Annotated in this window: 11 protein-coding genes and 1 pseudogene; 4 read left to right on the top strand and 8 right to left on the bottom strand. The window is 64.9% G+C overall.

The genetic code is table 11. From position 1 onward, the window contains the following. Nucleotides 1-36: 36 nt before the first annotated feature. Together NN4_RS22085 and NN4_RS45095 are read right to left on the bottom strand one after the other, a co-directional pair. On the bottom strand, nt 37-360 hold the full coding sequence (locus tag NN4_RS22085) for a hypothetical protein (RefSeq protein ID WP_147134553.1): 324 nt from the start codon (nt 358-360) through the stop codon (nt 37-39). Between the two features lie 65 nt (nt 361-425). Beyond that, nucleotides 426-587 (bottom strand): hypothetical protein, encoded by a 162-nt coding sequence (locus NN4_RS45095; protein WP_186818565.1) that lies wholly within the window; start codon nt 585-587, stop codon nt 426-428. A gap of 325 nt (nt 588-912) precedes the next feature. Between NN4_RS45095 and NN4_RS22080 the strand changes: the two genes are divergently transcribed. Together NN4_RS22080 and NN4_RS46220 are read left to right on the top strand one after the other, a co-directional pair. Then, nucleotides 913-1,977 carry a sodium:calcium antiporter gene (locus NN4_RS22080; protein ID WP_147134550.1) on the top strand — a complete coding sequence of 355 codons (1,065 nt, stop codon included), beginning with the start codon at nt 913-915 and terminating at the stop codon, nt 1,975-1,977. 228 nt (nt 1,978-2,205) lie between these two features. Then, nucleotides 2,206-2,337 (top strand): annotated as a pseudogene (locus tag NN4_RS46220) (FAD-dependent monooxygenase); the annotation flags it as partial. Nucleotides 2,338-2,838: 501 nt separating this feature from the next. Here the strand turns inward: NN4_RS46220 and NN4_RS22070 are convergent. The 4 genes from NN4_RS22070 to NN4_RS22055 form a co-directional block, all read right to left on the bottom strand. After that, nucleotides 2,839-3,843, bottom strand: coding sequence for a spirocyclase AveC family protein (locus tag NN4_RS22070; RefSeq protein ID WP_147134547.1), 1,005 nt, complete (start codon nt 3,841-3,843; stop codon nt 2,839-2,841). Between the two features lie 56 nt (nt 3,844-3,899). Beyond that, the gene (locus NN4_RS22065; RefSeq protein WP_186818564.1) at nt 3,900-5,318 is read right to left on the bottom strand and encodes an NAD(P)/FAD-dependent oxidoreductase; all 1,419 of its coding nucleotides are present in this window, start codon (nt 5,316-5,318) and stop codon (nt 3,900-3,902) included. Nucleotides 5,319-5,383: 65 nt separating this feature from the next. Continuing rightward, a complete protein-coding gene (locus tag NN4_RS22060) occupies nt 5,384-10,648 on the bottom strand; it encodes a type I polyketide synthase (RefSeq protein ID WP_186818563.1) in 5,265 nt (1,754 codons plus the stop codon). Between the two features lie 112 nt (nt 10,649-10,760). After that, complete coding sequence (locus tag NN4_RS22055; protein WP_147134538.1) at nt 10,761-11,027, bottom strand: DUF5988 family protein; 267 nt, start codon at nt 11,025-11,027, stop codon at nt 10,761-10,763. A gap of 820 nt (nt 11,028-11,847) precedes the next feature. On the opposite strand from NN4_RS22055, the gene NN4_RS22050 reads away from it, so the two are divergent. Together NN4_RS22050 and NN4_RS22045 are read left to right on the top strand one after the other, a co-directional pair. After that, nucleotides 11,848-13,269, top strand: a complete 1,422-nt coding sequence (locus tag NN4_RS22050) for an NAD(P)/FAD-dependent oxidoreductase (protein ID WP_186818562.1) — start codon at nt 11,848-11,850, stop codon at nt 13,267-13,269. Continuing rightward, nucleotides 13,266-14,234, top strand: coding sequence for a spirocyclase AveC family protein (locus NN4_RS22045; protein ID WP_147134532.1), 969 nt, complete (start codon nt 13,266-13,268; stop codon nt 14,232-14,234). Before NN4_RS22050 ends, NN4_RS22045 begins: the two co-directional genes overlap by 4 nt. A 304-nt stretch (nt 14,235-14,538) precedes the next feature. On the opposite strand, the gene NN4_RS22040 is transcribed toward NN4_RS22045, so the two are convergent. Next, nucleotides 14,539-15,717, bottom strand: coding sequence for an FAD-dependent monooxygenase (locus NN4_RS22040; RefSeq protein ID WP_147134529.1), 1,179 nt, complete (start codon nt 15,715-15,717; stop codon nt 14,539-14,541). Nucleotide 15,718: 1 nt separating this feature from the next. After that, entirely contained in the window at nt 15,719-22,888 is a 7,170-nt protein-coding gene (locus tag NN4_RS22035) for a non-ribosomal peptide synthetase (RefSeq protein WP_147134526.1), read from the bottom strand. Nucleotides 22,889-23,106 lie beyond the last annotated feature (218 nt).

The following is a 23,106-nucleotide window of genomic DNA, read 5'->3' as shown; positions in this document are numbered from 1 at the left end:
ACTTGGCCGGTGCGGATGAGTGATGTGGCAGCGGTCTTAACCGCCTGTGGGCGGCTTCGATCCGAGACGTCGCTGTGACAGTTCGAGGACGACACCGATCCCCCATATCGCGGCGAAGGTGAACGCGGCGAATATCCACGGCAGAATGTTGACCCAAAGCGGAGTCTGGCCCGGTTCGAATAGTTCGCCTACGGTAGCAAACGCCCCGATCAATAGGGTCAGCAGCACGAGAAGCGCTCCTACCTGCAGGTTCTCCCATTTGCGTGTGGTGAGCACGCTGATCTCGGCGGCGAGTTCGTCTGCAGTGGCGTCGGTTCGGCCGACATGGTCGCTGGCGATGCGCAGCTTGGCCAGCTGCAAAGCGATCTGGTGTTCGATGGTGTCGATTCCGCCGAGTTGCTCGGGCCACTCATTGTCGATCTTGATCAGTGTTTCGAGCCGATCATGGGGTGTCCCCGCTCATTCCACACTGCCACCGTGGCCGCGATGATCGCTGCGATCACGACCCCGACGGGAACGAGCAGTCCGAGATAGTCGGCGAATACAGTTCCACGAGCCGGACCGGCGTCCGCGAGCAGGACGATCATCACTGAATGATTGCAGAGACCCGCTGGCGCACAGTAGGTTTGAATGAATCGCGGTTCTGCCACTCATGGGCGGATGTGCCGCCGGATCGTCAATCGCTCAACAGGCCGCCAGTCAGCCGCAGCTGAACTACCACGACAACCAGGTGGCGAGCGACCGCGACTGCGGGAGTTGAAGGACACTGTCGGCTGACCGCGTTTGCTGCGACACCGTCGTGCGGGGCACCGAACTCAGCGTGTCGCCGGACTGTGCATGGGGCTGGCGTTTTCGGGCACTCCAGGGTGACCGACATTCATCGACGCCGATCCGAGCAGGAGAAGCCGCCCCTTGCCTTCGCTCTCGTCACCCTTGCTGCTGGTCATCTTCCTCGCCTGCGCCGCAACAATCTGGATCGCGGGCATCAAACTCTCCGACACCACTGATGTGTTGTCTCAACGCCTGAACCTCGGGCAAGCGATGGGCGGGGCCATTCTGCTGGCAATCGCCACCAACCTGCCCGAACTGGCGATCACGGCCAGCGCCGCACTGGCACACCAACTCGACGTCGCCGTCGGCAACATCCTCGGCGGCATCGCCTTACAAACCGTCGTGCTCGCCGCGCTCGACGCCGCCGGAGTACGCCCACGCGCGCCGCTCACCTATTTGGCGGCTTCACTGACCCTGTTACTCGAAGGCGCCTTGGTCGTGGGCCTGCTCCTGGTCGTGGTGATGGCTACCCAGTTGCCCGACACCCTGATCGCCTGGCGGATGACCCCCGGTGCGGTCCTCATCGCCGTGCTGTGGATTATCGGGCTGATACTGGTGCGCCACGCCGGACACGGGTTGCCCTGGCACGAGGACGGCAACGCCCCCGACAGCCAACAAGCGCCCTCGGGGCATTCCACCGTCACCAAGGAAAGCCACGCCACCCGCGGCGGACTCAGCACCGCCCGAGTGACGCTGGTCTTCGCGGTCGCGGCGGTGGTGACGCTGGTCGCGGGCGTGCTCGTCGAGCGCAGCGGAGAGGAACTGTTCAGCCGATGGGGCATGTCCGGAGTCCTGTTCGGCGCCACCGTGCTCGCCGCCGCTACCGCCCTGCCCGAGCTATCCACCGGCCTCACCTCTACCCGGATGGGCGACTACAAGCTCGCGGTCAGCGACATCTTCGGTGGCAACGCCTTCCTTCCCGTGCTGTTCCTGCTCGCCACCCTGCTGTCGGGATCAGCAGTGCTACCCGCGGCCCAGCACACCGACATCTACCTCACCGCACTCGGCGGAGTACTTACCCTGATCTACATGACCGGCTTGGTCTTCCGACCCAAACGCCAATGGCTGCGAATGGGTCCCGACTCCCTGGCCGCCCTGCTGATCTACAGCATCGGCATCCTGGGATTGGTCTTCATCACGGGCTGATAGCTCTCTCGAAGCAATCAGCAGGAACCATGCCTTGCCTCGCGCGGACATACTGAGGGGTTCCATGCCTGATCGAGTTCGGCCTCTTCGACTGCAGGTTTATGCCGAATGTGTGGTGCAAGTGACCTATCCGAGTCGAGGTAAAAGTGCGGCACTTCGGCGTTGCATGGCCCCGCGAGGCGCGCGAACGAGACCTCGGACAGCGACGGCTGCCCGCTATCGCATACCCACCGGTGGGAACGAGTCGGGGGCGTCACCCTCTTGGGCGACGCCCCCCACCTCCCGTCACCATTCGCCGCCGAGGGCGCCAATCTCGCCATGTTCGACGGCTCCGAACTCGGCAAAGCCATCGCCACCCATAGTCAGCACACCTGCCCCGGCCCACCAGATAGCGACGATGCTCCATCGTTGCCACCAATTTCGATCGAATCATCTTCTACAGCAGTGTGTTCCGAGGTTTCGATGGGCATGATTGTTCGGCCTCTCGCCGGTTCAGTCGGCGTCTGGGGTCAGTCATTCGTCAAGTCCGAGCTCATGGCTGCTTTCGATCGTCACCGGTATTCGGGGTTGCTGTGTGAACTGCCGGTGGTGTCGGCACGGCACCTGATGCGACAGTTTTCCGGCGGTGCGGTTGGCGGGTGGGTTGGTGTGTTTGATGGAGCGGGGCCGGCGGGCGGAGACGCAGCGCTGGCCGGGCCGGGGCGATCGGATGGGTGAGAAGGTTCTGGACGGGGAGGAAGCGTGGGTAGAGTTCCGGATCGTCCGGTATGCGGTTCACGACCCCAGCGGACGATCCGGCAGCGATCAGCCGGCAGCACCAAGGTGCGAACCCGGCACTCCTGGTTGGTCTTTCACTCGAGGCTATGGCTGAGCGGTGTCGGTTACTGTGATGAAATAGGAGGGCAGATCGCTTGGTAGTGGTCCGTCGGCGTTGTACCAGGCGACGAGCCATTCGCAGATGGAGACGCCCACAATGCCGAGAGCCATGAGGCCGATGAGCGCGAGTGTCTGGGCTGTGGTCCGCGCTCTTGCCGGATAAAGGCTGATGCCGCGCAGAATGGTCGAGTCCGGTCCGTTTGTCTTGTAGTGGTGACGGACAAGGTAGGGGATCCAGGCGAAGACGAGGGTTGTCGGGATGAACTGCAGTGTCGGGAACTGGTACCAGTGGCCGGAGAAGACAGTCAATGCTGACGGCTCGGTTCCGACGTAGTGAGCCGTCCCGGCGGCGATGTAGGACGCTTCCAGTGGCCAGTCGATGAGGACGGAGCACACGAATGCCGCCGCGGTCAGGCGTATTCCGCTGAGCTGCGGCCACCGACGCAGGATGAACCAGCCCATCACCAGGCCCGTCGTTATCGGCCAGATCACCATCGACAACCAGCCGACGCTCGAGACGAACAGCGGCTCGATCTGTCGCTGCGCGCCGACGCTGCGCCATCCTGGGATGTATGGTCCCCAGGAGGGCATGTGGACCAGGTTGGCGTTGTAGAGCAAAATGGGTCGCCAGCAATTCAGCAGCGGAGCCATCCAGAACATCCATAGGTAGGCCAGGCACAGCGAGCCGTCGAAGGTCAGGCGGCGTTGCCGAATGCATTGCCATATCCCCCAGGCGGCGAAACCGACGGCCGTCACTGCCAGTACGCCTTGGTAGAGCCAGATCGTGAGCATCCGGGCACTACTGGCTCCGGTTTCTTCGCTGGACGCGAACCCGAGATGAAATTCGCCTGCCACGAGCCAGCGGCCGATGACCCAGATTCCCATCAGGATGGAGGTCACACCGGCGGCGGCGAATAAAGTGACCGGAGTCCGCAGCAGCCGCCAGTCCAGGCGGCTGCCGGTCTCTGCCTCGAGTACGGTTTGGGTCATTTCAGGGCTCCTGTCGGCGATTCGGCGAGAGTCATGACTGCTCCCGGTCGTGACCGTTATTCGGAATCACCGTGTGAACTTCCCGGCGATGTCTGTGCGGTACCTGCGTGGCGGTCAGGTTGGCGGGGCCGGTGTGTCTGATGGGGCGGGGCCGACGAGCGGAGACGCAGCGCCGGCCGGGCCAGGGTGACCGGGTGTGTGAGGAGGTTCTGGACGGGGATGAAGCGTCGGTAGAGTTCAGGGTCTTCCGGTATGCGGTCCACCACCCAGCGCACGATTCGGTGTCTGGGGTCAAGCGTTTTCCGCTGGTTGGTTGCTCGCCAGCCGATGTCGCTGTAGGCGGCCAGTCGCCATGGCAGGCGGATCGCGGCCGGTATGGCGTGCTGCAGGGTGCGGGCGAATCCGGGTTCGCAGGCGCTGCGGCGGGTCAGTATTCGTTGCAGGGTCGCGGCCTCGACTGCGGCGACGGTCATGCCTTGGCCGTAGATGGGGTTGAGAGTGCAGACGGCATCGCCCAGGGCGATCAGTCCGTCGGGCCATCGATGCATGCGATGGTAGGGCTGCCAGTCGTTGTGCAGGCCGCTGTAGCAGGTGATGTTGCTCAGCGGGGTTGTGTGGCTGAGGATTTCGTGGAAGTCCGGGCTGCGCAGGCTGAGTGCGTAGTCGCGGAAGCCGTTCTCGTTGCGCGGGGCTTTCGCACCGTCGGCGCCGATCAGGGTGAGCAGAATGCGGTCGTTCTCGATTCGGGTGGCGACGGCGCCATGCCGCGTGCTGGGCGCGTAGGTGAGTTCGGCCGACAGCTGCCATGGGGGCCGGTAGTCGGGCGGGCATTCGTATAGCCGTGAGGTGTAGGAGAGTTGGGCGCGAACGTGTCTCGCGGGTGGCGGCGTCAAGCCCGCGCCGGTGAGCCAGTCACCGAGTTTAGAGCCCCTGCCGGTGGCGTCGACGACAAGATCGGCGTGCCATGACACGTCCCGGTTGTCTTCGATCCCGATCACCTTGCCGTTGCGCCACAGCAGGTTTCGTGCCCGGGTCCGGTCCGCGACGGTGATCGTGGAGCCGCGTAGTACCCGGCGGCGGATCACCCATTCCAGTAACGGTCTGCTCGAGGCGTGGTGATAGACCTGCGATGTCACCGGGGCGGCCCAGCCGCCGGGGAACAGTACCCTGGCGTGTTCGCCGAAGTCGAAAACGTGTGCGCCACAGTCGCGCAACTCAGCATCGAGACCGGGAAAGAAGGATTCGAGTACCTCGGCGCCGCGCTGGAGCAAGCCATGAGGATGGCGATCCTGTGGTGTGCCGCGCCGGGATTCAGCGTGGTCGGGCAACGGGTCGGGTTCGATGATCGTGACTCGCATACCGTGCTCGGCCAGCACGTGGGCGGCGAGCAGTCCAGCGAATCCGCTGCCGAGGACGAGGCAATGACCGACTTCCGATGACGTATGTGACCTGAGCTGTTTCGGTTCGGTTGCCATGTTCATCGCGTCGCGCCTGCCGTGACCGAATCGGGTTCGGGGGTTTCGGGTTCGGGGGTTGCGGGTTAGCTGGTTGTGAGGCCGAGGTGGTCGAGCAGCCACTCGGTCAGGGCGGCGGGACTAAGTTTGACCCAGATGACGCCGGTGCGCATCTCGGTGGCCAGTGCGCGCTGCAGGCGCTGTTGGAGTTGTACGGCGCCGAGTGAGTCCACACCGAGCATGACGATGCTGGTGTGCGCTCCGATGTGGCGGTCGGTGCCGCCGAGCAGATCGCGCAGGGTCTCGATGATGAAGTCCTGCAACATCTGTGTGCGCACGCTGTGTCCGTCGGCGGTGTGCAAACGTTCACGCAATGATTCCCCGTCCTCGTCGGGTGCAAGCGGTGGGAGAAGTTCAGCGAACAGGGTCGAGGTCCGCAGCACCGGATAGGGTGCGATCCACTGGTTGATATCGAGTGGCGAGTAGGCCACCTGTGCCGTTCCCGAGCAGATGATCCGTTCGAGTGCGTCGATGCCATCGGTCGGGGCGATGGTCGCGAAGCCGCGCTCGCCGAGGTGTTGGCCGCGACCGACCCTGGCCCAGGCACCCCAGTGGATTCCGGTGGCGGGCAGGCCCTGGTGTCGGCGTGCGGTGACGAGGCCGTCGAGGAATCCGTTGGCCGCGCTATAGGCGGTTTGGCCCGGAGACCCGAGCAGCGAGGCGACCGAGGAGAAGACCACGAAGAAATCCAGTACCCGGTTCTCGGTGAGGCGGTGCAGGGTGGCGGCGCCTTGGGCTTTGCCACGCCAAACTCGGTGCAGCAGAACGGGTTCGAGGGTGGTGATGGTGGCGTCTTCGACGACTCCGGCGGCGTGGATCACCCCGCGCAGGGTAGATCCGCCGAGTTCGGCCAGCATGATTGCGCGTTGGGTCAGTGCTGGATCGGCGATGTCGCCGTTGATGACGATGATGTCGACGCCGCTATCGCGTGCTGCCCGCAGGATCTGTTCGGCGTGCGCTCCGGGGGCAGAGCGGCCGTTGACGACGATACGGCCGGCGCCGCGGCGGGCGAGCCAGTCGACGGTGAGCAGGCCCAGACCGCCCAGAGCACCGGTGACCAGATAGGAGCCGCCGGGTACGACGACGGGTGTCGCTGTCGAGGTGTGGTCCGCGTCGGCGGTCCTGTTCTCTGCGTTGGTAACTGATAATTCAGGGCCGGTACGTTCGTCGGTGTCGGGTCCGGTGACGATCCGTGCGATCCGGCGCTCGGCCGCAGTCAGTGTGATCTCGGTGATGGGTTGGCCGGTGTCGAGCAATTCGGTGACGATCTGCGTCAGTGCGACCTGGGCAGTGAAATCCATGGTGCTGACAGCGTGTTCAGGGTGCTCATAGTTGGCTGATCGGACTGCGGCGCGCAGTGCGGATCCGATGGTGTGCGAGGAGGGTTCGCAACGCCATACGATCCACAACCGAGTCGGATCGGCGCGCCGGACCAGACACTGAATAAGTGAGATCGCTTGCCCGACTGCGCGATAAGTAGCCGCTGCGTCTATGTTGCTGCTGCCGGTGGTATCGATAGCCAGGACAACGCCGCTAGCTCCGGCGAGCAGCGATGGTTCAGCGAAGACGGTATCGATGGGTGCGCGCAAGCAGCCTGCCGTTTCTTGGTCGAGGAGGCCGGTCAGCTCGGCGGACCAGCCCTCGCGCACGGTCGGGCCGGTGAGCACGACCCAGCGTCGATCCGTGGCGCGGGTGCGGGGTTGGGCGGGCTGTTCGGGTATCCATTCGAGATGGCTGAGCCGAGCGGCGAACCGGTCCGCTGGAGAAGTGATGTTGGCGACCCGCAAGCCACGGATCTCGGCGAGGATCGTGCCCTCGGCGGTGGCCAGCTTCGCTGAGGCGGTGCAGCCGAGATCATCGGCGTCGTGCAATTCGATGGCGACCAACCGGGTGTGGCCGGTCGGGCCGTATACGGTGACTTCGTCGAAGCCGGTGACCACGACTGGGCCGGGGGTCAGGGTGTAGTGGGCGAGCCAGGCCGCGACGGCTGATTGCACGACCTCATCAGCGAGTGCGGGATGCAACACCAGCGTCGAAGCGCTCACCCGCGCGCTCTCGTGAGTACGTACGGTGGCGAGTGCGCGATCGTGGATCGGGTGGACTTGGATGCGGTCGATCGCGGTGAACGCGGTGCCGTGAAAGACGTTGTGGCGCTCGCGGAATATGCGATGCAGCTCCGCCGGTTCGGCATCGACCCACTCCCCACCACGATCCTCGGGGCTCAACATCGCCGACGCACCGCCGTCGGCTGCTGCGGTCGCGCCCTGGTTGGGTGCCGCGGTGATGATGCCGTGGGCATGCACGATCGTGGCGCCGTCAGCGACCGAGACGATCTCCACCGAGGCGCGCTCACCGTCGCGGGTCGCGCGGGTGGTCAGCACCGGTTCGGGGTCAAGGATCACCGGTGCGCCGATCACGACCTCGCGCACGCTGACCCGGTCGGTGCCGAATATCCGTACTGCCGCGGCCAGCATCATCTCCACCGCGCCGGTACCGGGAAGAACCGGGACGTCGGCGACGCGATGCTCACCCAGCCACGGCAGCCGTGTCGGGCTCAGCGGCGTCTGCCACAGGTGCCGTTGCGGGTTGTCCGGATCGTGGACGTACCCGCCGAGCATCGGATGCTGCCCGGCTGCGGGCAGTGCCGGGTCGACCAGCTGGTAGGACGGTTGGTCGCCGCCGTGGCGAGTCCGATGCCACGCGGTGCCGGGGACATCGGCGAGCACACCTTCGCCATAGTGGGTCGCGAAATCCACGCCGTCGTATCCGGCGACGTGTACCGCTGCCAGCTGGGAGAGCATCGCGGTGCGATCGACGGTGCCTTCGCGCAGACTGCCGACCGCGACCACATCGCCGACACCGTCGTGTGCGGCAGTGTCAAGGATGGGCCGCACCGCCAGCGGATGCGGCGTGGCTTCGATGAACAGGCGGTGACCTGCGGCGAGCGCGGTCGATACCGCGGCGTGGAAGCGGACGGTGTCGCGCTGGTTGCGGACCCAGTAGTCGCCATCGATCGCACCGGGACACCGGGGGTCGTCGGAGACTGTCGAATAGAACGGTATCCGGGGTGTGGCTGTCGGGATATCGGCCAGCGCCGCGCCGAGCGCCACCAGGATCGGATCCACCTGCGGGGAATGCGACGCCACATCGACATCGATGAGTTTCGCGACCACCCCTTCGCCCTCCCATCTGGAGATTAGCTTCGCGATCTGGGTGGCGTCACCGGAGATAACCGTCATCTCCGGTGAGGTGAGCACCCCCAGCGACACCCCGTGCGCGCCGGCCGCCTCGATCGCGGCAAGCACCTGATCGGCGTCGGCCAGTACCGAGGCCATCGCGCCGCCGGAAATCTCGGCCAGCAACGCCGAACGGCGGCAGATCACCTTCACCCCGTCGGCCAGTTCGAGCCCGCCGGCGACGACGACCGCGGCGACCTCACCCAAGGACTGACCGATGACCGCCGCGGGTTCGATCCCCCATGACCGCCACACCGCCGCCAGCGCCACCTGCACCGCGAACAGCGTCGGCTGGATCCGCGCCAACCCCTGCAGTCGTTCGGGACAGGTGATCATCTCTCGCACCGAGAATCCGGCTTCGGCGTTGACCAAGGGTTCTATTTCGTCGACGGCGGCGGCGAAGGTGGGCTCGTGGGCGAGCAGGTCCGCGCACATCCCGAAACGTTGCGAGCCCTGCCCGGTGAAAACAAAGACCGGGCCAGCGTGCTGGGGTGGCAACACCGGTGTTCCCGAGACGACACCGTCGGCTTCGGCACGCTCAGCGAATTCCACTGCCCGCTTGATCAATTCAGTGTGCTCGGCCGCGACGATACCGACCCGGTGTTCGGCATGGGAGCGCCGCACCGCCAAGGTGTGCGCGACATCAGCCAACGCGATGTCCTTGCCGTCACCGCGCAGCCACCGGGCCAATCGCCGCGCCGCCAGACTCAGCGAAGGCGCCGAGGAACCCGACAACAAAAACAGTCGTGTCTCAGTGTCGCGCTCGGGCGAGCGGGCCGCGCGCGGGCGCCGGGCCGACGCCGATTCCAATATCACGTGCGCGTTGGTGCCGGTCACCCCATAAGAGCACACCGCAGCCAACCGGGACTTTCCCTCGACCGGCCACCGGGTCAGCGTGGTCGGCACGAACAGCCGCGACGCCTCTTCGCGCACGATGGCCCGATTCCAGGTCTGGAACGTCGCATTCGGCGGGATCGCCCCACGGCGCAGTGACTCGATCGCCTTGATAGTGCCCGCGATGCCCGAAACCGGTTCCGAATGCCCGATATTGGTTTTCACCGACCCCAACGCACAGTGCCCGCGACCACGCCCGTACACGGCATCAATGGAGGCGTATTCGATGGGGTCGCCCACCGCGGTGCCGGGACCGTGGGCTTCGACCAATCCCACTTCACCGGGGTCGATCTGGGCTTTGGCCACCGTCTCCCGGAACAACTGCTGCTGCAACTGTGTGGAGGGTGCGGTGAGCCGGGTGGCTTGGCCGTCGTTGTTGACCGCGCTCCCGCGGATGACCGCCAGGATCGAATCGCCCTCGCGGCGTGCGTCTTCCAGACGTTTGAGCACCAGCACACCGGCGCCTTCGCCACGCACATATCCGTCGGCGCGGGCATCGAAGGCGAAACACGCGCCGTGGTGCGACAGCAGCAGCGGTGCCTCGTAATAGTGGGTTTCCGGCGACACCATCAACAGCACCGCACCGGCCAGGGCGGTATCGCATTCACCCAACGTCAGCGCACCACACGCGGTGTCGAGCGCGACCAACCCCGAGGAGCAATGGGTGCTGATGACCATCACCGGCCCCCGCAGATCCATCGAGAACGCCACCCGCCCCGCCGCGCCGGCGGTGAAATTGCCGAACAGATAAGCGCTTTGGGGCGAGTCCTGCACCGGGCGGGCCTCCCGAAACAGATTGTCCGGTGCGTAGGTGCCGACATACACCCCGGTCCGGCTACCGCGCATCCGGCGCAACGGAATACCCGAGGCCTCGACCGCCTCCCACGCCACCTCCATCAACACCCGGAACTGCGGATCCACCCACCGCTGCTCCAACGCAGCCACCGAGAACGCCCCCGGATCCCACGCCCAGATATCACCCTCGAGAAAACACCCGAATCCCGCACGCTCAGCCAACTCAGGATCATGCACACGAGCCAGCGCACCGGCATCCCACCGACCCGGCGGCACCGGGCCCGCTGTCGTGCGCTCGGCCGCCGCCAAATCCCACAACCCAGCCGAAGACTCCACACCACCGGGAAAACGACAACCCACACCCACAACCGCAATAGGAACACTATTCGAAGCAGACACAGAAACTCCTCGGATACGCAGGGCTCGGTGATATCGAATTCAGAATTGTGCTGGAGGAAGCCGAACGAAACGTATGCCGCTACTCGGCGATGCTCGTCACATAAGACAGGCGATAGACCGGCGCCGTGGTGATCGCAGGGGGCTGTCCCACCATCTCCAGCCCATCCGTGGCGATGAAATGCAGGTGTCGGCCACGGTAATCCACCGTGATACGCCCGTCTGAAATATCATCCGCCTCGACCATCATCGTCTGCCGAAGCCCGGCAGGCGCGCCCGTCAAAACTATCAGTATCCGATCCGGCACATGATCCATTTTTGACAATAGGGGATCTTCGACAGCTTCCATGACTACCTCCGTAAAAAGGTGACACTTATCGAGCGCGTATCGCAGGCTCGACTGAGACGGTCTAGCGAATGGCCGCGACCATGGAATGGCCCGGGAAGGTTTCAGCGGGACAGGCGGCGGATCGGAGAGGAAATGCCCTGCTCCAATGCTCGGGTAAATAACTTCCCATGTCCAGCGGTGCAATGCGGGCAGTACCGTACCGGTCACCCGGACATCGCCGATAGGTCACAGACCGCGAAGTCCCGGCAATCCGGCTGCAGGGCGGTCTCTCTCACGGTAAATGCCGAACGTCGACAGACCAGCGCCAGCTCAGCTACACCGTGCCCGCCGAAAGATAACGGATCGGCTACATCGGCGATCCCGGTAATCTGGGCGTGTTGCTGGTCTTGTCGACGCGGCCACCCGCATTGAAGCGGACACGCTCGAGGGTGGCCGCATGACACGCCCGGCGTAATCGTCCTGCAGCGACTTGCCGGCGCATGACATCCGCAAAGATGCTCGCCGCCCAGGCCGTTGTCCGAATGCGCCGCTCCGGAGGATCTATCGACTTCAGCGAACATTTCGCAACCCAGATTGTTTTAAATGCTGTTGCACTACGGCCGGGCGAACACGCATTATGAGTTTGCGATGAGCTGGCGTTTCTGGTCCGCAGTGCGGCCTTGGGAATCACCGGTTCGACTCTATTTGAAGATCAATTCATGCAGCCGATCTGCTTGGCGCGGATTGCGGTGTTGCGTGCTCAGCTCGCGCCGAGCGCCGAGATCGGCATCAATCATGATCCGGCGGCATGTGGCCGCTGATTGCCGGAAAGGAAAGACCGATGAATACGGCAGTCATTCTCGGCGGTGGTATCGCGGGCTTGCTCGCGGGTGCGGCCGCCGCACATCACATGGACTCTGTCGTCATCGTCGAGCGTGACGAACTGTCGACCGGGCCGGGGCACCGGGCCGGGGTTCCGCAAGCCGGCCACGTGCACGCGCTGCTGGCCGCGGGTCAGCGCGACATCGACTACCTGGTGCCAGGTTTCCTGGCCACCCTCGTCGGCCACGGTGCGACGATGTACGACTTCGCTAGCGACGTCGTGCTGCGAAACACGTTCGGCTGGGGTGTTCGCTTCCCCTCCGGCATCCCTGCGCTCGGCGCGAGCAGGGCACTGGTGGAATGGGCTATCCGCAGCCATGTCCTCGATCTTGCCAATGTCACTGTGCTGCAGCGACATAGCTGTATCGGGCTGGTCGCTGCCGCGGACTCGATCGCGGCCGTGCGAGTCAGCGAGGCCGGCGTACGAGCCGGCACCGAACTGGCGGCCGATTTGGTCATCGACGCCACCGGTCGGGGATCGCGGGCAGACCGATGGCTCGCCGAGCTCGGGTATCCGCAACCCGCGGTCGATATCATCGACTCCGGTGTCGGTTACACCAGTCGGATCTATCGAAAACCTTCCGGCCATCACCCGGACTGGCAGGCCTGCTACATCCAGCTCGGACTCGACGAACGGGCGCGCGGTGCCACCGTGATGCCGGTGGAAGGCGACCGGTGGCTGATCACCCTGCTCAGTCAGCGATCCGACCATCCAGCCCGCACCGAGCACGAATTCCTGCGATTCGCCCGCAGCCTGTCCAGCCCTGTGGTTGCCGAAACGATCGTCGCGAGCGAACCGCTGACACCCATCACAGCCAGTCGATCCACCAGCAGCCGCCGCGCGCGTTTCAGCCATAACCAACCCCGCAATCTCGTCCGTCTCGGCGACGCGGCGTGCAGCTTCAACCCTCTCTACGCACAAGGCATGAGCGCCGCGGCACGGTCGGCCGTACTACTGGAACAGATACTGCGCCACCACGATCCGGCGCGGATGGCACTGGCGTTCCAGCGCAGACTCGCGTTGTTGACCTTGTCGCCCTGGCTGGTCGCGACGTCCGCGGACGCACGACGACCGGGTGTCAGCAGCAATATCCCGCTATACCTGCAGCGGGCACTCGGCAGGCATATCGACCGCGTTCAGCTGGCCGGCACCGTCGATCCGCACGTACAACACCGCTTCATCGAAGTGTTCAACATGCTGCGCTCACCGCCATCTCTCGTGACCCCTGCCCTCGTAGCCCGCACCGCGCGGCAGCGCCCGCCGCAAGAACCGGTCCCGCCCGAACCACCCGAACCGATCGGCGCGCCGAAAGGAACCGAACGCGCGGCCACGCGGCCCGTCGCCGGCCTATCGGCCCTGCCGCGAGAGGACCTCCCGTGAACACGACGATCGGGCTGACATCCGACTCCCGCATACGGCAGTGCACAACACCGGCAGCGGTGTGGGCGGCACTCGGCGCCGCCGCCCTCATCGCTCAGTGCGTGCTGCTGGGCCGTTGGCTCGCTGAGGACGGCATGCACGCGGCCGTCCACGACTACGTCATCTCCACAACGCGAATCGCCCCCGTCTGGATTGAGCAGGCGGCGATGGCCATCGGACTCGTAGCAGTCGCAGCTGTGCTCTGGTGGCAGTACCGGCAAACTCGCACCGTCACGCTGTATGCCATCGCCTTCTGGGGAAACTTCTGCACGTGGTGGCTCAGCCCGATCATGGCTTACCACTACCCATCCCCGATCTCCAACCGTTACGCGCTCAATGTCGTCAGCTGGGGTCACCACATTCCAGGCTGGCATCCGAACCTGCCCGGATCACACATAGAGACGTTGCTCGCGGCGCAGATGTTTATGTTCCCCCTCGTCGTCTCTTGGGTCTGGCTGCAATCGCTGTGTCTGAGCGTGGTGCGACGACAATGGCCGCACTGGGGGAGCGCTCGAATTCTGGCCGTACTCGTCGTCAGCGGCTTCCTCGTCGATCTAGTCGTCGAACTACTCTTCGTCTCGGTCTGCGGCGCCTACGCCTATCCCCTCGCGAACCATTCGCTGTCCTTGTTCGGCGGCCACTGGTACCAGATTCCCCTGCCCAACGTTCTGATCGGTGGACTTCTGCTCTGCACCCCCACCACGTTCATGGCCTACCGCGCGCAGCAGCGAGGCAGCGTCCCCCACATCTTTCGTGGCACCGAGCACCTCACCTCGCATACCCAAGCGGCAGTGCGCGTGGCCGCAGGAATCGGATATGCCAACGTGATCATGTTCGTCTACGTCGTCCTAGTCGCCTGCGTGCCCCTACTGGGCACCGGTCCGGTACCCGCGGACACCCCTGGCTGGATATGGCCGGGACGATAACCGCTATACAGCTTTCTCATCTCACAAATTCAGCGGTGAGTATCGGAAGTGTTACCCCCAAGAGCCTTGGCAAGCCTCTGACAACCGAATCCCGAACACCGTGCGTGGTCACCCATGAGACCCTTAGGGGGTGGTGCGACGCTGGGGGCGAGGGCGAAATACTCGGTGGCACCGACACTCGCTGTGATCGGTGGGCGGTGAGGTTCTTTTCCGGGTGTGAATCTACGCGCCGGTGAGCGAGTTCCGGCCGGGAATATTGGGGAGTGAACGGGTCGTTCACTGCGTTATCTGGTCGCGTGCTCGCTCATAGGGTCGCGCCGGGGAAGGTGAGGGCTTCCTGTAGTTCGCGGATCAGCTGCCGCTTGGGCGCCACTCGGATCGCTGTGTCGCGCAAGATCCTTCGCAGTGTGCTCGCGCCTTGTTCGAAGGCTGCGACGCGGTGCGCGGTGTTGAGCATCGTGCGGGTGCGGTCCCGCCGTTCGTACTCGTATCGGCGCAGCCCGGTCGGGGCGTCGGGTGCACTGGCAAGGTGGCGCGCCAGCACGACGCCGTCTTCGATGGCCATGCCGGCACCCTGGCCGAGGCTGGCCAGCATCGGGTGTGCGGCGTCGCCGAGCAAGGTGACCGGGCCCTCGCCGCGCCGTTCCAGAAACGCCCGGTCACTTTCCGGAACGCCGAGAATCGTGTCCTCGGGTGTGACCTCGATGGCAGCTCGTACCTCATCGGGCCATGCCGCGTAAGCGCGGACGATCTCATCCTTGTCGACCTTCCATTTCCTGGCCTCGGTTTCGGGCATTTCCTTGGTGGCCCACCAGTAGGCGCTTCCGTGACCGATGTCGATCAGTCCGAAGCGTTGTCCCTTGGCCCAGTAGTGCGTGACCGAGCCGGTACCGAACCTCGAATGTTCGAAAGGAACAATCGACAGCCAGGAGATGTACCCGCCATAGCGTTCTTCGTCGCCCGGCCCGACCAGCTGCCTGCGGATCGCCGAGTGGATGCCGTCCGCGCCGATCAGTGCGTCGCCGTCAGCGGTCTGATGCTCGGCGAACTCCACCCGCACCCGGCCGGAGTCCGGGTCGGTCTGATACCCGATCGCGGCGGCACCGAGGTGGATCGGAATGTCACCCGCGTGCTCCAACATCGCCTGTTGGAGATCGGTGCGACTGATCAGCACACTGGCTTTGGGCACCCCGGCCATTGCCTCGGGGTAGGGCAGGGTCCGCAGCAAGCGGCCGGTCGAGCTCCGGATCTGGTAGGACTTGACGACCTGGCCGCGTTCTTCGAGGCGAAGGTCGAGGCCGATGCTGTGCAGCGCGGTGTTGGCGTTGCCCGCGACGGACAACCCGAACCCGGCGGCCTTCAGCTCGGGAACCCGATCGTAGACCTCGACGTCGACGCCGAGCTTGTGCAGCGCGATGGCGGCGGTGAGTCCACCGATACCCGCCCCTACCACAATGACTTTCGTGCGCTTGTCCCGAACCATGTCATCCTCCGATCAGGTCGTTGATCAGGGTTGCTACTTGGGCGACGTGCGGTTCCTCGACGATCGAGAGGTGGTTGCCGGGAACAGCGAGCACCGTCAGCCGTCCGGTGGTCAGGTCTCCCCAGCCGTTGGCGGGGTCGTCGTTCATGCTGCCCCCGGTGCGGTGCAACAACTCGAGCACTTCGGGCAGCGGTTCGGTGGCGCGCAGCAGCGTCACGTCCACGTCGATGGCCTCGGGCCGGTAGGTGAGAATGGCGCGCGTGTTCGCCGCGTAGATACCGAAGAGCCTGCGGATCACAGCCTTGGTGCTGCCCGCGGGGAGCACCCCTTCGCGCACCGCGAGTTCGGCCATGTACTCGAATGTGTCGTCCTGGGTGCTGAATTCGCCGAGCGTCTCCGGTTTGGAGTCGCTGCCCCGTTGCAGCAGCAGCAGTTCCCAGAAGAAATATCGCACGAGGATGTCCTTGGCAGTGTCGTCGGGGTCCTCGATGTCCAGGTCGGCTTGCCGGGCCGGATCGAGCACGACGGTGTCAAGGATGACGAGGTCCGCGATCTGTTCGCCGGCTTGCCGTAGTTGCCTGGCCATTTCGAAGGCAACCAGGCCCCCGAACGACCAGCCGCCGAGCGTGTAGGGGCCGTGCGGTTGCACGCGCCGAACGGATTCGAGGTAATAGGCAGCGAGTTCGGGAACGGTCGACAGCGGTTCGGTGCCCGCGATGGCACCGGCGGCTTGCAGACCGAAGAACGGAACGTCGCGGTCGAGTCGTTTGGCGAGGGGCACGTAGCACAACACGTTGCCGCCCAACGGATGTACGAAGAACATCGGTCGGCGGGCACGGATCGGCACCAGCGGATCGAACACCGCGTCCGCCGCGCCCAGACGCAGCCGTTCGGCGAGCGCGGCGACCGTCGGCGCGACCAAGAACTCCGACAGCGGGATAGTGAGCCCGAAGCGCTGCTCGACCTGAACGACGAATCGCATCGCGGTCAGCGAGGTGGCGCCCAGGTCGAAGATGTTGTCCTGGGGGCCGATTGCCGGTTGCTGCAGCAGGTCCGCGGCGATCTCTACCAGCGCGCGTTCGTAGTCGTCCCGCGGCGGAGCGGACGACGAGACAGGCGTGGTGAGCGTGAGCCGGTCGAGCGCGGCGTCATCACGCTTCCCGCTCGGGGTCAACGGCAGGACAGGCAGCCACTCGAAATGCGTGGGCACCATGTACTCAGGTAAGAGAGCGCGCAGGTGCTTGCCGAGCTGATCCATGTCCGCGCGGTCCGGCTCGCCGACCAGGAAAGCGACTAGGAAGGAATCGTTTCCCGCGCGGCGGCGCACGGTGACGGCCGCCTCGGTGATGCCAGGGTGGCCCTCGTCGGCGAAACGTGTGATGGCCAGCTCGATTTCGGCCGGTTCGACCCGGAAGCCCCGGACCTTGACCTGCGCGTCGACCCGGCCGGTGCACACCACGTCGCCACTGGGTAAGACGAAGCCGAGGTCGCCGGTGCGGTAGAGCCGGGCCCCGTCGGGCAAGGACGGATGCGGCACGAATCGTTCGCGAGTCAGTTCGGGCTGATCCAGGTATCCCTCGGCCAGGCAGCTACCGCCGAGATAGATTTCGCCTTGCGCACCGAGCGGCATCGGACGCAGCCGTGCATCGAGAACATGCACTGCGGCATTGTCGATCGCGGTCCCGATCGGCGGCAGCGCCGGGAACGTTGCCGGGTCCCCTGTCATGGAAAAGCTTGCGGCAACGTGTGTTTCGGTGGGGCCGTACTGGTTTTCCAGGATCACCCCCGGTAACCGGGCGCAGAGTCGCCGAATCGCGTCGGTTACCAACAGCTTTTCTCCGGATGAGGCCAGAATCCGCAAACTGCGTGGCCAGCTGTCGAGCGCGGCCGCCGTCTCGGCCAGTTGCTGGAGGGCGACGTAGGGCAAGAAGATCCGTTGCACGCCTTCGCTGTCCAACACACGCAGCAGCGCAGGAATATCGCGTCGATCTTCGTCGGAGATCAACGACAGGGTGCCGCCGCCGCACAGGGTCGAGAAGATCTCTTGGAAGGACACGTCGAAGCTCAGCGGTGCGTACTGGGCGGTGATGCCGCCGACGGCACCGCTGGGCCTGCGGTTCTGCCAGGCCACCAGGTTGGCGAGCGAGCGATGCGGCATCGCGACTGCCTTGGGCGCGCCGGTGGAGCCGGAGGTGAACAGCACGTAGGCGATGCTGTCCTGGTCGATCTCGGGCAGCGGTCGTACGCCGGATTCGGCTGTGCCGGTGAAGATTTCCTCGGCGCGGAGTACGACGGTCTGCTCAGGCAGCAGGTGCGTCGCCGCGGCGTCGGCGATCACCAGGAAGGGGCGGGCTCGGTCCACCATGGCCGCGATCCGTTGCGGTGGATAGCTGGTGTCGAGGGAAACCGTGGCGCCGCCCGATTTCAGTACTCCCACGATCGCGGCGATAGCTTCGGGTGTGCGCTCCATCGCGATCCCGATCCGGTCGCCGGGTTGGGATCCTGCCGCCAACAGCCGCTGTGCCACCAGGTCTGCGGCATCGCCCAATTCCCGATAGTTCCACTGTCGGTCACCGCAGGTGATAGCGGGAGCGCGCGGGGCCGCCGCGATCCAGGCGTCGATGGCGGCAGCGACGTCGACCGTCGCGTCGACCGTGGCCGACCGCACCAGGAGGTCCTCGGCGAGGAAGGCGAAATCCGGTGCTTCGTCGGGGTGCGTCACGATGCGGCGCAGCACCGCGAGCAACTGCTGGGTGTAGAGGTCAGCCTGCTCTGGGGTGAAAACGCGGCTCCGGCAATCTATTCGCAGCCGGATCGGTCCGTCGAGTGGATCGGCGTAAGCGTTGACCAACAGGGTGAGGTTGGTTTCTTCCCAAGTACGGTAATCGATCATGTCGATGCCCGGCAGTTCGAGAGCCGCGGCCAGCTGGCGGAAATAGACGTAATTGAATGCCGTGTCCAGCACGGTGCCCGCGAGATCCTGCTGGATGGCACTGAGTGGATAGCGCTGATGCGGATGGGTGTGCTGCTCGGCGCGGAACGCGTCGCGTACCAATTCCAGCCAGCTGGTTGCCGCGGTGTCTACCCGTAGCGGAATGGTGTTGAGGAACAGTCCGGCAATGCGTTCGGCTTCGGCCAGCTCCGGCCTGCCGTGCGTGATGAGGCCGGTCGTGACGTCGGTCGTCCCCGCAGCCAGGCCCAAGGTCGCGCAATGAGCCGCGAACAGTAAGGATTTCAGAGTCGTTCTTCCAGTCCGCGCGAATGCTCTTACAGCGTCGGTCAGTTCGTCGGCCAGCTCGATCTGACGGGTGATGACAACGTCCGGTCCGGGGAGGCCATGCGGGCGGAAGGCGGGCGGCTGGACCAAGCGCGCTCCGTCCAGCAGGTTGCGCCAGAACTCTTGTGTCTCAGCATTTTCCAGGGCGCGTCGCTCCGCACGCACATATTCCGCCGCCGAGGGCAATACGCGGTCGGCGACGGGCTCGACAGCTGTCCCGAGTCCGTGCGCATAGTCCTGCAACAACTCGCTGACGAGGTTGGCGACGCTGCCTCCGTCGAGGATCGCGTGGTGGAAACTGAGCACGAGCTCCACGGTGGACCGGCGGACGAATATCTGGAACAGGTAGAGCGGCGCCCGGTCGAACCGGTAGGGGTACACGCGCCGCTGTTCGATGTGCTCATCGATCGCGGTCCGGGCATCCTCGTCGCCGCGCGAACGCAGATCGACGATCTCGAGACCGCCCCGTACCATCCGATGCACGATTTGCAGCGGTTCGGAAAACCCGCCGAGATCGAAACTGGTGCGCAGCACCGGATGCCGGGCCACCAGCAGGTCGAAGGCGTGCCGGAATCGCTCGTCGTCCCATGGCATGACCAAGCTGTACTGGAAGACATCGTGGTACATCGCCGAGGTCTGCTGAACGCGGCTGTAGTAGAGCAGACCGAGCTGCATGCGGCTGACGGGGTAGGCGTCGACCGCATCTTCCAGCCCCGCACGGTCCACCGCGGACACCAGCTCGAACGGCCGCAAGCCGGTGCCCGCCGAAGGACCGATGGTCGCCCGGGTCGCGAGCTCTGCGACGGTCGGGTGCTGGGTGAGATCGTTGAGCGAGAAGTGAATTCCCTGCTGCTCTGCCGCCGAACGAATCCGCAGCATCAGGATGGAATCGCCGCCGGAGAGGTAGTAGTCGTCATGGATGCCGACCCGGTCCTTCTCCAGCACCTCCGCCCAAATGTCGGCCAAGGTCGCCTCCGTCGCGTTGCGCGGCGCGGCGCCGGCCTCGTCGGATCTTTCGACGGCAGGCAGGGCCCGACGATCGGCTTTACCGTTCGGGCTCAGTGGGATCCGCTCGATCCGGATGAGCTGTGAGGGGATCATGTACTCCGGCAGGGTTTGCGCCAGAGCCTCGCGGCTCTGCTCGGGCGTCTGCCCGGCCTCGGCGACGTAGTAGCCGACGAGATATGTGCCACGAGTGGGTGATTCGTTGCTCACCACGACGGCATCGCGCACTCCGGGAATGTCGGTGAGCGCGTTCTCGACCTCGCCGAGCTCCACCCGGTTGCCTCGGATCTTCACCTGTGTGTCGAGTCGTCCGAGGAATTCCAGGTTGCCGTCGGCCAGCCACCGCGCGCCGTCCCCGGTCCGGAACAGCGAGGCACCCTGCACAAAGGGATCCTCGATGAACCGTTCCTCGGTCAGCTCTGGGCGGTTCAAATAGCCGCGCGCGACACCGACCCCACCGATATACAGCTCGCCGGGGACACCGATCGGTTGCAACTGGCGATGCGGGTCGAGCACGTACAGGCGAATGTTGTCGATAGGCCGCCCGATCGGAACCCGATCGACCGGGTGGTCCGGGCAGTCGTAATAGGAGACATCGACAGTGGCCTCGGTCGGTCCGTACAAGTTCACCAACCTGGGCGCACCGTCCCGTCGGTCAGCGAAGACTCGGTTGAACTGAGCGACTCGGGCAGGCGGCAGCGCCTCGCCGCTGCAGAACACCCCCCGAAGCGAGCTTGCCTGTGTCCTTCGGTGCGGCGAGGATTCGAGCAGGTCGAGGAACGGCCCGAACATCGACGGCACGAAATGTAGAACGGTGACCCGATTCTCGGCGATTGCCTGCAGCAGCACCAGCGGATCCTTCTCGCCGCCCGGCGGTAGCAGTGCCACGCTCGCTCCTTCGATCGCCCACCAGAACAACTCCCACACCGAGACATCGAACGAGATCGGAGTCTTCTGCAACACAACATCGTCGGCGCCGATCGGGTAGCGCCGCTGCATCCAGGCGAGCCGGTTGACCACTGAACGGTGCTCGACCATCACTCCCTTGGGTTTGCCGGTCGAGCCCGAGGTATAGATCACATAGGCCAGATTACGGTCGGTGCCCACTAATTCCAGTTCTCCAGCGGGACCCGCCAGCACCTCATCGATGAACATTCCCCGCACCTCGCCATCGAGCTGCGGCATCCGGAAATCGCGATCGACCAGCGCCACCGCGGCTCCACTGTCGGCGAGCAGGAAGCGGATTCGATCGACCGGGTATCCCGGATCGATCGGCACGTACGCCGCACCGGATTTCAGGACGCCGAGCAGGCCCGCGATCATCTCCGTGCTTCGTCGGAGTAGTACCGCCACCCGGTCGTCGGGCAGAACACCACTCGCACGCAACGCGCGCGCGACCTTGTCGGTACGGGCCGCGAGTTCGCCGAAAGTGACCGGCGCACCGGTATTTCCGCCCACAATCGCTACCCGGTCCGGCGTGCGGGCGGCCTGCCGCTCGAATAAGCCGGACAGTGTGGGTGTGCCGGACCGCTCGACGGAAAACCCTTGCCTTTCATACGCCAGATCGGCGTGCTCGGCGGCAGTGAGCATCGACAGACCGGAGACCGGCTCATCGGGATGCTCGACGCCATTGCAGATGAGGTTCCGCAGGTGCCGCGCGCAGGCCTCGATGGGAAAGTCCGCATCGAACACATCGAGCGCGTAATCCAGCAGGATGGTGAGCGCGCCCGAATCGTCCACCGCCACGGCCCGCACCGACAGCGCCTCCTGATTGTGCAACGGCGCGGCGCCCCAATCCGTCATGCTGATCTCCGCAAGCGGAGCGACATGATGGTAGGGCTGATAGGTGACCGTGACGTCGTACAGCTGCCGCACTGCAGTGCCACTGCGCCGTAGCGCACGAACGATGTCGCCGATTCCGGGGCGATCGTGGTCCCGCATGGCGCGCGTAGTCGCTCGGGCCGCTACCGCGAGTTCCCGCATCGACACCGCATCATGAACGGCCAGTCGGAACGGCAGGTCGTTCACGAACAAACCGGCGGTGGCCCAGTCGTCCTCGGTGTGCCGATTGAAGAAAGGAACGCCGAGCACGATGTCGGCGACGCCGTGTACCCGGGCAAGATACGTCGCGACGGCCGCCGAGAGGAACGCGAACTGCGAGCCGCCGACCCGTCGCATCCCAGCCACCAACTCCGGGGCGACGGTGAAGGTGTAGAGCCCGTTGCGCTTCATGCGGACCGACCGAGCGCCGGTTTTCCTGGTGAACAAGGCGGGGGAGACATCGGCCAGTGCGGCTCGGAAGAACTCGAGGTCTGCGTCGTGGTCGGCGCTTGCCCGGTAGCGTGCGCCGGACTCGACGGCGGCAAGATAGGACGGCACGGTGATATCGAGCGGCTTACCGTTCCGCATTATCTGCTCGTAATCGGCCGAGATCTGGCTGAGCACCAATTCGTGTGTGGCGCCGTCGGTGACGAGATGGTGTGCCTTCAGATAGACATAGACGACCGTCGGGCTCTCCCTCAGCAGGGCGGCCCGATACATCCGGCTGTGCCGCAGCGAGAACGCCTCCTGACAATCGCGGTCTCGCCAGTCCGCACACGCCGCAGCCGGGTCCGGCGCCAGGGCGAAATCGACTATCTCCACCTGCGGTTGCTCCACCTCGACCCACTGGAACGGCTGCCCGTCGCGCTCACCGAAACGAAGCGCGAAGGCGTCATTACGGAATAGTGTCCGTTTAAATGCGGCCAGCAATACCTCGGTATCGACATCGCCTTGCAATCGGCGCCAAATAGCGATGTTGAACTGCGGATCTGCGGCGGGCGCGTAGGATTCGGCCACCCAGATGTCGCGCTGGTAGGCGGTCAATGGGTGTCTGGAATACGCGCTCATTCGAAATCCTCTCCGGCAACCGACGATGTGATCCGAGAGCAAACGCTTCGGTGATAACCGCTAAAGCCGGTCAACGGGCACGAGGAAGAGAATTATCGACTCCAACAGTGCCATTATGACCAGACCGAGACAAGTCCGCGCGGGCCTCATGGGACACGACCCATACCTAGGGAATCTATATGATCGAACGGTCGGCCACCCAGCCGCCTCGGGGTGGC

Origin of the sequence: Nocardia ninae NBRC 108245, assembly GCF_007990755.1 — a bacterium.
Classification (GTDB): domain Bacteria; phylum Actinomycetota; class Actinomycetes; order Mycobacteriales; family Mycobacteriaceae; genus Nocardia; species Nocardia ninae.
The sequence above is the reverse complement of the archived record's forward strand: the minus strand, read 5'-3'. Positions and strand labels throughout refer to the sequence as shown.